The organism is Geminocystis sp. GBBB08 (genome assembly GCF_016743215.1).
In the GTDB taxonomy this organism is placed as follows: domain Bacteria; phylum Cyanobacteriota; class Cyanobacteriia; order Cyanobacteriales; family Cyanobacteriaceae; genus Geminocystis.
This window is the reverse complement of record NZ_VRZC01000116.1, coordinates 1-12768: the sequence shown is the minus strand read 5'-3', so window position 1 is coordinate 12768 and position 12768 is coordinate 1. Positions and strand designations below refer to the sequence as shown.

The following is a 12768-nucleotide window of genomic DNA, read 5'->3' as shown; positions in this document are numbered from 1 at the left end:
TTTTTACCGCAAATCGTGAAAAGCGTTGATACATATAGGTTTAAAGGGGTTTAAATTTTACGTCTGTCTCTTCATTTTTTGCAATAATTTAAGACACGAACGTAAAATAAATTGATATTACAAACGTAGCAAAGTGATTAATTTAGGGTGGTTTTTCATCAAATCTGAATCACCCCTTACCAGTTTTACTAAAAATTTCCAAACATTTACAATTTTAGTTATATAGTTTAAACTCTTCCAGATAAAGAGTTAAAAGACAATTATAACCCGTGTCATTTATGGGGTCACAAAAAATAGAAAAATAGTACAAAAACGAGGGAAAAACACTCAAAGTAAAATAAAGTAATTAGAGGAAAAAAAGTTATGGGATTTCGTAGTAAAAGTTGTAAAATATGTGCATTAGGTGATGGTACTCCCCTACAACAAAACCTATTAGAGAAAATAGATTACATGATTCGTAATCACGCAAAATCCAAAGATATTATAGCCATGTGTAAACTCGAAGGATTTGATATAAGTGTCTCCCGAATCACCAATCATAAACGGTATCATCTCCTTGAAGAAATGCTACCATTACTACCAGATTTAGCCATAGAAGACTTCGAGGTAGAAATCGAAACAGAAACTAATGAAAGTCTAATCAAAGGGTTAGTAGAGCAATATGTAGAATCTATAAAACGACAAATACAAATAGCAACCATCACCAAAACCCTCAAAGATGAAGCAATCCTAACTACAAGTTTAAACAACTTAATCAATACCCTAACCAAATCGGGAATTACTATAGTAAACCAAGAGCAACTAAACCGAGAAATAGAGCAAATAAAAAATTACTTAGACTAATGGAAACCATCAAAACCTTAACAGAAGACCTACATAAAGGATTAATATTACTCCGCACATTACTACGAGCTATGACCACTGGAATATTTAACTTCAAGGACATAATAGGAGTAATTACAACCCTAGATAGACTCATAGCCCGAATCGAACTATTAAACCAAAACGATGAAGAAGAATATACCCTAAATATTACCTTAGATGATACCCCCCAAAGATAAAGTTTACCACCTCAAAACTTATCCGATTTTAGTCGATTTTAACCCCTGCTAATTGGTGTAAATAAACTCTCATACTTAGCAAAAACTTCATATATTATGTTCTGATCGTATCCCTATATTAGTAAAGATTTCAGCTTTATTAGCAGGAAATTTGGCAAGGAAATTCTCAAAAAATAAAATAGGAAAAAAATATACACCAACAATCCCTGCAACCTTAATACACTACTATGGGTAATACCCGAAGTACCCCCGATAGTTAAAACCTGCAACTAAAACTGTAATAAAAAGTTAAAGGTATCAAAACCTTAGCATATATAATTCATGAGAAATATCTATAACTAACTACATTAGTATCTGTAACGCTATGAAACCACCTCCAAAACTTTCTCAAATTAGAATCGATATTATAATTAACATCCCCCAATAGTACCACAGTAACTCTCACAAGATTTTTATAACTATCTTGTCTTACTAAATAGTTCGCATACATACCAAGTATCACAATAATTGAAAAGCCCATTAAACTATTCACCATTTCCAACAGTATTTGTAAAGTACTCATTTTCTTTGTCCTCTATGTATCGATATATGTATTATAATTTATTATGTTGACACCATATTCTTGTAAGTAGTATTACTAAATATGACTCGCATCAAAATATTTAGGTGTAGAGATTAGCTAGGATTTTTCACCTAGCTTAAAACTTCAGATTTAATTTTTATCACTACTCATAGAGTTTTCTAACTCTTTTGCCTTAAAGAAATTTTTAAGAGCTTGTTTTTTCATTTTTGGTAGATAGTTAAACTCCTCCTCAATACCATCAAATACTTCTAATTGTTCTTCAGGAGTTAACTCATAATTGATAAAGGCTTTCAGAGCATCTTTTAACCACATGGTAATATTGCCTACCTCGCAATTACGGATATGTTCAGGATCATTAGAGTTGGGAGAAAAATATTGGTGTGTCATAATATTAATTACTAATTTATTTGGTTTTTTGAGGGTTATTTATTTAACTCTCATGTCTAAATAATAACAAGATAAAATAGCACTGTAATTAGTAAGAGACACTAAAAATACTTCCCAATAAAGTATCGTATCAAGGAATATACAATACTACTCAGACTCTATTCTAAGTAATCACATCACACACACACACACCTGCATTATTAGAAAATACTCAACTAAACCAGAAGTTAAAAGATTAAAACTCAGGCACAATGAAATCCACATCATCAGCGAGATAATAACGATACAAAGTATTAGGAGAATTACCCATAAGACTAGCCACCGTTTTAATATCAGAAGTTTTACGACAAATCAGACTTCCAAAACTATGACGTTGATCATAAAAAGGTATCGTGAAAGGTAATAAACCATCTTTAACCATACCCTCGATAACAGGATGCCAATATCGTCTGTTAACCGTATCAGAATTAATATACCCCCCTCGAACCCCAGTAAAAAGAAGCTCACCACACAACTGACTCGGTAAACGATGAATCAATGCACTCAAGGACTCATTACACGGAAAAAGCCTTGACAACCTTTTATTTTTTAACCCTTGCTTCAACACACCCTTAACATACCTTTTATTAAACTGAATATAAGTACGATTATTTCTAGTAATAATATCACTACCCCTTAAAGCGATCGCCTCCGATGGACGACACCCCGTAAGAAAACGTAGCTCAATAAAATCAGCATAACGGGAATGTTTATAAGGAGAATTTTTAGAGCAATAAATATCATCACGAAAAGCCGTAATTATCCCTTGAATTTGCTCAGGATTATACCCCCTAATATCCTTAGAAATATCAGTATCAAGACTTTTATACAAAGCTGTAAAAGGATTATGACTAATTTTCCCCAACTCCATACCGAAATTTATCGATGCTTTTAATATCCTTAAAGCAGTGCCAATAGTTTTATCAGAATAACCTTTTTTACTCGTATTTTTATGCGTAATTTCACACCGAAGAAATCGAACCCATTGATCAGCATTTTCCAATTTAAGTAACTCATGAGGACTTCTATAAAACCAATCCCATAAAGTATCACAAATTTTCAACACCTCCGAGTCAGGGTGTGTGTGTTGCTCACAGTATAAATGAAATATATCCTTCAAATCCCATTGAAAATTACTAGATATTACTTTAGGAATTGTTGTAGCTTGTGAGGGTGATAAAGACTCAACAATTCCCACACTAACTTTACATTTCTTAACCTTATACTGATCCTTACTCACAAAAGAATCATGTTTCAAATCATGATCAATTTGGTAAGCAGTAGCGATCGCCAACGATAAATTAGAAGAATTATAAGGAATACCAAGATTAAGATTTTGACGTAACCCTTGAAAAGTGAAACGTAATCTAACAGAACCATTATTATCAGAAATAGAAACCAGACAATTTTCTGGTCTAAAAGTAGAGTTCATAAAAATTAAACCAATGAAATAAAGTGTAAATCACGGTTTATTAAAGGTATAACAGTTAAGGCTTTCAGTGTTCCGTATCTATGATGTATTCGTGTTGCCTTCTAAGCAGTCGGTCACAGGTTCGAGTCCTGTCGCACCCGTCTTTTCTCGTGCTTGTTTTTCAACGCTTTTACCTTCTATACAGTAAATTAATGAAAGTTTATGACCATTTTCTGACCACTTAAGTCAATTTTTTCTGTACAGTAACAGATTATTTGTCATCGGTAACAGATTAGTGTCGTCTTAACAAATTAGATGACGTGATAACAGATTAATGTCGTCTAAATGATTGGGTGCGACAGGACTCGCTTTCAATTCTCCAAGAGAATTCTTCCTCGATCGAAAGTGATTTGCTAACCGCTATAGCAGTATGTACACCTGCACCCTTATTGCTGGGAGTGCACCTAGTTTCTCTATACTTAGATAGACAGCATCAGGGCAAGTAGTTAGCAGGAACAGAAAGCAAACTTCTCCTAAGAAGTAAACTACTCCTCATTTTTCATAGAACAGAGGTTGTTAAAACTTGATCTACGGCACTATTGACATTATAACTTTAAAATGGAAATACGATCGTTTTGTTTCGTCTCGATGACAGATTGTACCTAAGAGAGTTTTTAGTCCAGAATAAAAGCCTTTTAATCCCTACAGAAGGTATTTTCTTATTTCAACGATTGGAAGATTCATAGTTGAAGAAGCAAAATAAATATTCTTTCAATCCCTACAGAAGGTATTTTCTTATTTCAACTCCTAGTCAGAATCCTTATCTAGTAAGACTTGTGAAAATAGTTTGCGTAAGCTCCCCTTAAAAATACTAAAATTCTTATTTTTGGTCGAATTTTGCATTTTATTAAAACGCTATATCCCTTAATTGATATGAGTTTTAGCGATTGCGTAAGGCTAAAATTAGAGTTTATGTAACTCGTACATTTTAACTAATGCTTAAATAGAGATTCCTCCTTGCTCAGAGGTGGTTTGATAACAACTACATTGGTAAACCCAAACTCCTATTGCTGGGAGTGCCCCTTGTTTCCGCACTTTATTCAGTGCGCAGCATCAGAGAGAGCAGTTATCAGGAACAGAAAGCAAACCTATTACTAGGCAAACTACCCCTTATTTTTCACAGAACAGTGGTTGATTAAACTTGATCTGCGGCACGATTAGTTCTAGTTTATCTCAAGAAATTGATTTTGTGCTATTTCTTCTTGAGATTTTTTTCATTAGCACTTTTTACAAGTTGCAAGGCTTTTTCTGTCAATGTGCCTTGTTTAGCTTGTTTAGCTTCTACCAAGACAATCCCAACTTTTTCACAGATCAACTTTATGTTTTCAATTAATCTGCCATAACTCCATTGATAGACTTGGACTCGATAATCTTGAGCATATTTCTTTTGCCCTTCCTTGTATTCAGGGATTCTCTTTTCCGCCCTGAGTTGAATTTCTGCTTCTGTAATCGATCGCATATCGGTTAATCGTGGAACAAAAATAGTAGATACTTGATATTCTTGAGCGACAGTAAGAATGGCTTTAGCAATAAGTCGATCGATGTATTCTCCCAAATTAGACTCCCCTTCTTGCTGAAAGTTAAATCTTTTTCTGGCTTTATGGTTTTGATGGCTCAATTTTTGTTTTTCTGTCCTCCGTCTTCTCAATAGCCCATAATCTTCTCCTAGCAGTTGTTTCGTATTTCGATAAGTGATTACTTTATTTGTCTCTATATCAACAATAGCGATGGTGACAGGTTGTTCTAATCCCATAGCGATTCTAAATGAACATTAGGTTTTCCTTGATAAACAGGCTTACTCGGTCGAGGAAAGGTATTATTGAGTTTAGCTAGGGTAGAATTTTTACGGCGAATAAAAACCTGTTGAGAATCGCTTAATTCCTCTTTTGCTTTCATCAAATCGATCATCTTGGTAACTTCTTTTTGCTTTTCCTGCGTGATCGAGCTTGTACCTTCTGCCGTCAAACAACGAGTTTCAAAAGTACAATGTAAATAGAGTTTATGTCTATCCCATAATTCACCTTTTTCCTCATCTTCTTTCCAAAGGATCATAGCTGAACGGAGGGTAAATAAAGCACTTGACAATTGATCTTTACTAGCTTTTTTAAATTCCTGATCCTCATAAAATCTCTGAAAATAAGGTAATTGACGACGATGCCGAAGGCACAGGCTACGCCTGCCCGCAGGAGATTTGAAAAGAATGCTCTCCCAACCCACTAAAACGAATGGAAAGACGATTTTTCTCATTAAGACTCCATTTTAAATCTTCGTTGGTTTCGTAAAGAATAGGATAGGGAATTGATGACTGATTTTGTTTGAGAATGGAAAACCAAGTATTTACTTCCGCTTGATCAATGGGTGCAGTAGTGGAAGCAGTAATGAGAGTATCAAGCCATTTTTTACCTTTTAAATCCCTTCCTAAAGGTATTCGACTTTCAATTTGTCTGTGTAATTTGGTAATTTTGATCTCAACTTTACGCTTTAAATCTTGATATTTTTCCGTTGTTTCTGGTTTCTTGGGGATAGCACAACCATTTTTCAGTAAATAGACGATCGCACTTTTTATCTCAGTTTTTTTTGTTTTGCCATACTTCTCAAAAAGAATCGTGGAAATTTGATCGTGACTTACTGTTGAGTCTATGGAGTCAAGAATTAGGGTTGCTTGTTGTTGTAAGGATTCCAGAGAATTATCAAAATGTTTAATTAATTCCGTGTCAGGCAATAGCATTTCTAGCCAACGAAGATTACCTTGTAATTTCCAATCTAAGACTTTTTGAACTTCAAACCATGATTTGTAAATGTAGTCGATAACTTTGTTCACAGAGGCATAAAAACGGGATGGTTGTCCTTCAAAGGGGTAATTATTCTTGAGTTCGGCTATTTGTCCACCTAAAAAATCTTTCGGTAATCTTTTCTTTGTCCTCCAGTCAGGGAAGTCAGGATGTTGCTTTATCCTTAACAAAATTTCGTTGATAAGGGGAGTATTCTTTTGTGCCATCAACTGCCAAAGAAATCGACGGGTATCACGGGAAGCGATCAAACGACATTGGATAGTGACGTGAGCCATAGCTAACAAAAATGTTTAATTAGACATATTTGTATAATAGCAAATCATTTTATAATTGTGTTTATGAAAAAAAGGTTTTTTAGCAGTAAAGAAGTATCATTAATTACGGGGTGTTCCCTCCGACAGTTGCAGTATTGGAGGGATAAGGAGGTTATTGTCCCATTTAGTCAGGGGACAGGTACGGGCAAAACGATCTATTATTCCCCTGTGGAGTTGGTGGAAATTTCGATCATGGTATATTTGCTCTCGGTGGGTTTGAGCTTTGAAATCGGGCAAGTTATTTTATCTGACTTGAGGGAAAAAGAGCCAGATTTTTGTAATCCAAACTATAAAGGTCGTTTTATGATTATTCCTAGAGATGGCAAAATGTCTCTTTTATCCTATGAACGGGAAAAGGCGATCGCACTTCTTGATCAGGGGAGGTCGATCGTCCCTTTGTGGATTGATCAGATTCATAAAATTTTAGAGATAAACATTAATAGCGATGAATATTCTTAGATTAATTGGACTTAATAAATTTCATTTTAAGCACACTCAAGAGAGTATTTTTGTTTTTTTTCTTCTACTATTAAGTTAATTATTTGTTGTGAAATATGCCACATTAAAACAGGTGGAACAGCATTGCCGATTGCTTTATATTGACGATTTTCGGAAACCACATCTAATCTAAAATTATCAGGAAAAGACTGTATTCTGGCTGTTTCTCTTGGTGTAAAACGCCTATATAATTCACCTTCTTTCAAAACAGGATCTGTACTATTTAAACTAACTTTGGCTAAATGCGCACTAATAGTATTACAAGGCTCATCAATATTTTGTATCCTTCCTTTATTCATGGTTTCTTTTGCCTTTAGCATTCCATCGACTGCTTTCTGAGAAAAGAAATATTTATCTTCTATTTGCTCATCTAAAACTAATTTAAGAGCTATTTTATTTCTAGTGGTTATTGGTTGAGGAAATTGAAATTTAAAACAATCTTCAAAATGTTTAAATCCGATAATAAAAACTCTTTCTCTTTTTTGGGGCACACCATAATCAGAGGCATTAAATACCTTATAAGAAATGTTATAACCAACTTTTTGAAATTCTTGAATAATCAAAGGAAAAGCCCTTTGTTTATTAGCGGATAAAATTCCTTTAACATTTTCAGCTATAAAAAATCTAGGTTGTTTTTCTTTTAAAATTCGGCACATTTCAAAGAATAATTGACCTTTTTCATCTTTTATTCCTAGTCTGGGCGGATTTTGAGCAACAATAGAAAATGATTGACAAGGAAATCCCCCTATCAAGATATCGTGATTAGGCAAGTCTTTTTCATTGATGGTTTTTATATTCTCCAACAAACAATTATGTTGAAAATTTGCGTTATAAATTTCAACTGCATAAGCATCATTATCGATAGCATAAACAATTTCTGTTGGCAATTTATAATAATTTTGGTTCAAATATTTAAAATTACCTAGTATGCCTAAGTCCATACCACCACAACCGCTAAAAAGTGATAATACTTTTAGTCTATCCATAATAATAATTTCTCTTTTTGAGAAGATTCCTCCGTAAATGTTATGTCAGCACCGTCTTTAGGTGACATTGTTATTTTATTAGACTTATATAATCCAACAGGATCTTGAATTAAATGTAATTCTCTATTTATTTTTGATATTGCAAGTCGATAAACATAATATCTGTCTTTTAATGATTCTGCCGTATTCCATTCATTCGGTGTTAAGTGAAAACTAAAAAAATTAATTTTTTTATTACTAATGGTTGTTTTTACTTCTATATATCTTTTTCTTTCGTCAAATTCTACAGATTGAATATCATAACCAACAGCAAATTGTGTCGGAATTTTTTGAATTAGATGGAGTAAATCTTCTCTTTTTCCTCGTTTTATCCTCATTTTTTCATGTCCTAAAACTAATCCTTCTCCAAAATCACCAATTTCCTTTGTTTTTATTTCTACCCCTTGTTCAAGTTTGCTTTCAAATTCATTGATAGAGTCTAAAACCAAATCTTGGTAAGTAGTTGAATCAACACCTAAATACTTATATAAATCTGTCTTGAAAATTTCTTGATCTAATTTAGAATTAACGAAATAAAACCAAGCATCATTTAATGATTTAACATCATTAATATTTAAGTTTAATTTTTTATAAAGAGGAATATAATCTAAAAATATTACTTCATTTTCAATAAAAGAAACAATTACCTCTTGATTCTTATTATTTAGATAAAATTTATTGCCGTGACAAACTAATAAATCGGCAATAACCATATAATCTAAAATATCACCTGCATATCTAATTACATCACCTGTCCAATTATAATTAATATTATTTTTTCGATTATGAATGACTAAATATGCTGTATTTTTTGGTTTTCTGGGGTTATTTTGACGAGTTACCCGTAAATCATTAAATATACAATGAGTGGTTTCTGCTTTATCTATGTAAAATCTACCTTCAGTTATTTTTTCGCCTTCTTGTAAGACGTTTATTAAGTAACTAACTGGTTTAAAAAGTATTCCTTGATTGATATAATCTAATATTTCATGAGGCTTTAAATAACCACCAGGATACTGAAAATAAAATAAAAAGTATTTAAAAAATTCTACTAAATCCTGATTTTCACTAAGTTTAAAAGCTAAGTTAGAAGGCTTACTTGTTTGATTTATAGAGTCGGTTTCAATTAATCCAAATAGGGCAGAAATTTCTGTCCTCCAATTATTAATAGTTTTATCTTTTTTGTTAGCATTTCCAGGGAATAATTTAATGGCATTATTCATAGCCTTTGCAAATTTATCACTTGGCATTTCTGACAAGTTACTTAAACAAGTTGCCATATAAATTAAGACATTTTCAACATCATTTTTAAATCGAGGTCTAATTTGATGAAGTCTATAATAATATTTATTAGGTATATGGTACATAATTATTTTTTTTATTTTCTTGCAAAAAATTATAAATAGATTCTGCTAGGGCTTTGGCTAACAAAGGAGGTACTGCATTACCCACTTGCCTATTTTGATCTGTTTTGTTGCCCATAAAGCGAAAAGAATCAGGAAAAGACTGTAATCTTGCGTGCTCTCTAACTGTAGGAACTCGATTATATTTATAGTGAAAATAATGACGATGTCCTGTATCAATTGTATTAGAAGGTTTTTTGCTGTGATACCTTGTCCATGCAATATTAAAATTTCGTGTTTTTTGTAATTCTAGTGGTAAATTTCTATAATTACCACCTTCGGGAACGAGTTTAATAGTTTCAATTATTTTAGGACTGTGTTTTGTTGCAATGTGATTATAGACTAATTCTGAATTATGTCGCATTAGTTTTTGATATTCCGATTCTGGATTAGTAGGATAATTCATGCCCTCATAACCTACTTCATTAATTAAAGAAGGTAAATCAGATAATGCCATCTCACAGCTAATATAGTCTTTTTCTTTTAGCTTTGCTTCGGGATAAATAAAATTTTTCCCATATATATTTCCTATAAAAAAAACTCTTTTTCTCAGTTGAGGAACACCATAATCTGAAGCTAGTAAAATTTTATCTTGAACATGATAGCCTAAAATTTCCATCTTTTCTGTGAATAATTCTTTAGCTTTACCTTTGTATAAATTAGTAAAACCAGTAACGTTTTCCAGCACAAACATTTTCGGTCTTAAATACGTTACAAATCGAATAAACTCTAAAAATAAATTATTTCTATCATCTTTAAATTCTCTTTTTCCCGCAATAGAAAAACCTTGACATGGTGGACCACCTATCAGTAAATCTATCGAACCATATTTGTCAATTATTGATTCAGGATTAACATTTCTTATATCTTCATACAAAATACTAATACTAGGCTTGTTAAAATTAAGTGTTTCTAATGCTTTTTTATCATTATCAATTGCTAATTTTATTTCAAATTTATTAGTTAATTCAAAACCATAGCTAAGACCTCCACAGCCAGAAAATAAATCTACAACAATATATTTTTTATATTTCATTTGTCTTAAAATATTTATTTCCGTACATCTTGATCGATTGGGACAATGTCATTCATTATACGCTGATTTTTTGCTAATATTGATTATGCTTCATTTCAGTAAAAGGAGTAAAACACCGATGACACAAACTATCTACCCATAAAGCAGGAAACTTAAATCTTGCCTTACAATTAGGACATTCTGATAAAAGTTTGAGTTGATGTCGATCGCACCGATAAATATCCTTATACTGCCATTTCATGTGATGATAAGGCTTCTCACCATAACAAGCCGAACAAAGACGAATAGGAGTCATTTTCATAGGGGCAGAAGGAAACATCGTTTGTAAGATTGCCACTTCTACTTGTACGATCCCGCAGGGATCTGCTTCGCAGCACGCACTTAACTTCTTTAACTGTTCAAGGGAAGGAGGAGGATTAAAACGAAACTTTTCCCAACGGGCGATCGCATTAGATAAACCTGTTACCTTGCCCAAAGCAGAAGGAGTAAGCTCATTTTCCCGTCTAAACCGCCCTAAGAAATGACTAATGCTCTCCCCCTCATAAGGTGCGATCATAAACCACCAAGGCTGAATTTCCATTATTTATACTCCTGTACAACTTCTTTTAAAGTGTCATAATCAATCTTTTTCAATCCTTTTTTTAAGGCTCTAATTGCTGACTCACGCAAAACCACGTCCATGATACCGATATAACCTTGGGTAGCTTCTGCGATCAACTTCAACATTTTTTTCCCAGTTAAATTAGACGGTTGAGGTAGTTTTAATACCTCCTCTTCCCAAGTTTCGATCGTATCAATAAAGTCTTCTCCAACCAATTTACCAAAACGATAACAAGGACGAAAACGATTATAAACCTGTTCATCCTTCTTGATTACCGCATCCAAACGATCCGTTCCCACCAGCACGATGGCAATATTGAGATGATCAAAAATATCCCGAATTTCCGCAAAAGTCTTTGCTTTACAGCGATCGGCTTCATCCAGAATAATCATCTCGACACCACATCTTTGCAATACGGTCATGGTTCTTTTTCTGATTTCTGGCACCGTACCATTCGTCATTTGATACTTCAAATATTCAATAATTCCCTGAAACAAATCCTTTGCTCCACATTCTAGGGGTACTTGTAAATAAACCACAGGTACTTGAGGAGGTTTTCCCACTTCTTGCTTTGGCTTATGTCTTAAATGATAAGAGTTACAAGCCACAGTTTTACCCGTGCGAGATTCCCCCACCACTCGACAAGACTGCTTCGATTGACGCTTACTTTCAAGCCATTCGTGAAGAATCGCAACCTGTTTTAAATCCGCAAATGGTTTGCGTTGTAATCTATTAATTTCTTTTTGCAATTCTTGATTGGGAATATTAAGATCACCTAATTGTTCTGCTACATTTTTCGCTTCCATAACTAACTCCTACCCATACGGGCATCAAGGCGTTGATTATAGTTGTCCACGATATAGCAGACAATCAATTTCTCTAGTTCCTTGAGAGTTATACAGGCTTCTTTTTCTGCATCTTCTGGACGTTCTTGCACATTTGAGCCTGTATATCCAGGTAGAGTAGAAAATACCTCCGTATTCAAAGTTTTAAAAGGACGCTCTACGACACCACCTTCACTGGGGCGACTGCGTAAATGACAAGTAAAACCTAGTTGTAAGCTAATTTGTTGAAGATGATTAGAACGAAAATCTTTACCGCCATCTGTGTAAAAATACTCTGGCTTACCATAAGTTCCCCATTCCTCATGTAGTCCATAAGTTGATGTGTACTTAACTTATTATTCTATGACATTTAATCTGTGAATTGCCACTCTAAAACAAAAAAAATCGCCTTTTCCGAAGGCGACATCTAATTTGTTATTTTTATGGAAAATGACACTTAATTTGTTAATCTACTTGAAGATACGATCGAGCGTGATTTTAGGATAAGAATGAGTTATAATTATTGATATATAAAGGTTTGAAGAGTCTTATTTTTGGATGACACTAATTTGTTATCACGTCATTTAATTTGTTACTGTACAAATTTTTTTTGTTCTATGACACTGAAAATCTGATCTGCATCGTCATAAAATGGCAGACGTATTAAGGCATAATCAATAACAATATTAGTATCTATTAAAATTTTCACAAGTTATATTTTTCTTGAAAGTAGT

Annotated in this window: 13 protein-coding genes and 1 pseudogene; 3 read left to right on the top strand and 11 right to left on the bottom strand. The window is 33.2% G+C overall.

Translation table 11 applies throughout. The annotated features are described in order from the left end of the window. The first annotated feature begins 363 nt into the window (after window positions 1-363). Window positions 364-843 (top strand): hypothetical protein, encoded by a 480-nt coding sequence (locus FWJ34_RS13815; RefSeq protein ID WP_308255912.1) that lies wholly within the window; start codon window positions 364-366, stop codon window positions 841-843. Then, the gene (locus FWJ34_RS13810; protein WP_308255911.1) at window positions 843-1061 is read left to right on the top strand and encodes a hypothetical protein; all 219 of its coding nucleotides are present in this window, start codon (window positions 843-845) and stop codon (window positions 1059-1061) included. The genes FWJ34_RS13815 and FWJ34_RS13810 overlap by 1 nt, the downstream gene beginning before the upstream one ends. A gap of 712 nt (window positions 1062-1773) precedes the next feature. On the opposite strand, the gene FWJ34_RS13805 is transcribed toward FWJ34_RS13810, so the two are convergent. The 5 genes from FWJ34_RS13805 to cas12k (FWJ34_RS13785) form a co-directional block, all read right to left on the bottom strand. After that, window positions 1774-2031 (bottom strand): hypothetical protein, encoded by a 258-nt coding sequence (locus FWJ34_RS13805; protein ID WP_308255910.1) that lies wholly within the window; start codon window positions 2029-2031, stop codon window positions 1774-1776. A gap of 235 nt (window positions 2032-2266) precedes the next feature. Further along, window positions 2267-3502 (bottom strand): tyrosine-type recombinase/integrase, encoded by a 1236-nt coding sequence (locus tag FWJ34_RS13800; RefSeq protein WP_308255909.1) that lies wholly within the window; start codon window positions 3500-3502, stop codon window positions 2267-2269. Between the two features lie 1231 nt (window positions 3503-4733). Continuing rightward, a complete protein-coding gene (cas12k, locus tag FWJ34_RS13795) occupies window positions 4734-5294 on the bottom strand; it encodes a type V CRISPR-associated protein Cas12k (RefSeq protein WP_308255908.1) in 561 nt (186 codons plus the stop codon). After that, the gene (cas12k, locus tag FWJ34_RS13790) at window positions 5285-5788 is read right to left on the bottom strand and encodes a type V CRISPR-associated protein Cas12k (RefSeq protein ID WP_308255907.1); all 504 of its coding nucleotides are present in this window, start codon (window positions 5786-5788) and stop codon (window positions 5285-5287) included. The genes cas12k (FWJ34_RS13795) and cas12k (FWJ34_RS13790) overlap by 10 nt, the downstream gene beginning before the upstream one ends. After that, window positions 5712-6608: a type V CRISPR-associated protein Cas12k gene (gene cas12k, locus FWJ34_RS13785; RefSeq protein ID WP_308255906.1), complete on the bottom strand. Its 897-nt coding sequence runs from the start codon at window positions 6606-6608 to the stop codon at window positions 5712-5714. Before cas12k (FWJ34_RS13785) ends, cas12k (FWJ34_RS13790) begins: the two co-directional genes overlap by 77 nt. Before the next feature lie 63 nt (window positions 6609-6671). On the opposite strand from cas12k (FWJ34_RS13785), the gene FWJ34_RS13780 reads away from it, so the two are divergent. Next, complete coding sequence (locus FWJ34_RS13780) at window positions 6672-7106, top strand: MerR family transcriptional regulator (RefSeq protein WP_308255905.1); 435 nt, start codon at window positions 6672-6674, stop codon at window positions 7104-7106. 26 nt (window positions 7107-7132) lie between these two features. Here the strand turns inward: FWJ34_RS13780 and dcm are convergent, their stop codons facing one another. The 6 genes and pseudogenes from dcm to FWJ34_RS13750 all read right to left on the bottom strand — a co-directional run. Then, window positions 7133-8131: a DNA (cytosine-5-)-methyltransferase gene (dcm, locus tag FWJ34_RS13775; protein WP_308255904.1), complete on the bottom strand. Its 999-nt coding sequence runs from the start codon at window positions 8129-8131 to the stop codon at window positions 7133-7135. Further along, a complete protein-coding gene (locus FWJ34_RS13770; RefSeq protein ID WP_308255903.1) occupies window positions 8119-9537 on the bottom strand; it encodes a protein NO VEIN domain-containing protein in 1419 nt (472 codons plus the stop codon). The genes dcm and FWJ34_RS13770 overlap by 13 nt, the downstream gene beginning before the upstream one ends. Beyond that, entirely contained in the window at window positions 9521-10609 is a 1089-nt protein-coding gene (locus tag FWJ34_RS13765) for a DNA cytosine methyltransferase (RefSeq protein ID WP_308255902.1), read from the bottom strand. The genes FWJ34_RS13770 and FWJ34_RS13765 overlap by 17 nt, the downstream gene beginning before the upstream one ends. Before the next feature lie 73 nt (window positions 10610-10682). Beyond that, a complete protein-coding gene (locus FWJ34_RS13760; protein ID WP_308255901.1) occupies window positions 10683-11189 on the bottom strand; it encodes a TniQ family protein in 507 nt (168 codons plus the stop codon). Then, window positions 11189-12016, bottom strand: a complete 828-nt coding sequence (locus FWJ34_RS13755; RefSeq protein ID WP_308255900.1) for a TniB family NTP-binding protein — start codon at window positions 12014-12016, stop codon at window positions 11189-11191. Before FWJ34_RS13755 ends, FWJ34_RS13760 begins: the two co-directional genes overlap by 1 nt. Before the next feature lie 11 nt (window positions 12017-12027). Further along, a pseudogene (locus FWJ34_RS13750) lies at window positions 12028-12381 on the bottom strand (transposase); the annotation flags it as partial. Window positions 12382-12768 lie beyond the last annotated feature (387 nt).

Coding starts and splice junctions, on each gene's coding strand:
- cas12k (WP_308255908.1), bottom strand. CDS start 5,294: ATGGGATTAGAACAACCTGTCACCATCGCTATTGTTGATATAGAGACA.
- cas12k (WP_308255906.1), bottom strand. CDS start 6,608: ATGGCTCACGTCACTATCCAATGTCGTTTGATCGCTTCCCGTGATACC.
- FWJ34_RS13760 (WP_308255901.1), bottom strand. CDS start 11,189: ATGGAAATTCAGCCTTGGTGGTTTATGATCGCACCTTATGAGGGGGAG.
- FWJ34_RS13800 (WP_308255909.1), bottom strand. CDS start 3,502: ATGAACTCTACTTTTAGACCAGAAAATTGTCTGGTTTCTATTTCTGAT.
- FWJ34_RS13780 (WP_308255905.1), top strand. CDS start 6,672: ATGAAAAAAAGGTTTTTTAGCAGTAAAGAAGTATCATTAATTACGGGG.
- FWJ34_RS13805 (WP_308255910.1), bottom strand. CDS start 2,031: ATGACACACCAATATTTTTCTCCCAACTCTAATGATCCTGAACATATC.
- FWJ34_RS13765 (WP_308255902.1), bottom strand. CDS start 10,609: ATGAAATATAAAAAATATATTGTTGTAGATTTATTTTCTGGCTGTGGA.
- FWJ34_RS13815 (WP_308255912.1), top strand. CDS start 364: ATGGGATTTCGTAGTAAAAGTTGTAAAATATGTGCATTAGGTGATGGT.
- FWJ34_RS13755 (WP_308255900.1), bottom strand. CDS start 12,016: ATGGAAGCGAAAAATGTAGCAGAACAATTAGGTGATCTTAATATTCCC.
- cas12k (WP_308255907.1), bottom strand. CDS start 5,788: ATGAGAAAAATCGTCTTTCCATTCGTTTTAGTGGGTTGGGAGAGCATT.
- FWJ34_RS13810 (WP_308255911.1), top strand. CDS start 843: ATGGAAACCATCAAAACCTTAACAGAAGACCTACATAAAGGATTAATA.
- dcm (WP_308255904.1), bottom strand. CDS start 8,131: ATGGATAGACTAAAAGTATTATCACTTTTTAGCGGTTGTGGTGGTATG.
- FWJ34_RS13770 (WP_308255903.1), bottom strand. CDS start 9,537: ATGTACCATATACCTAATAAATATTATTATAGACTTCATCAAATTAGA.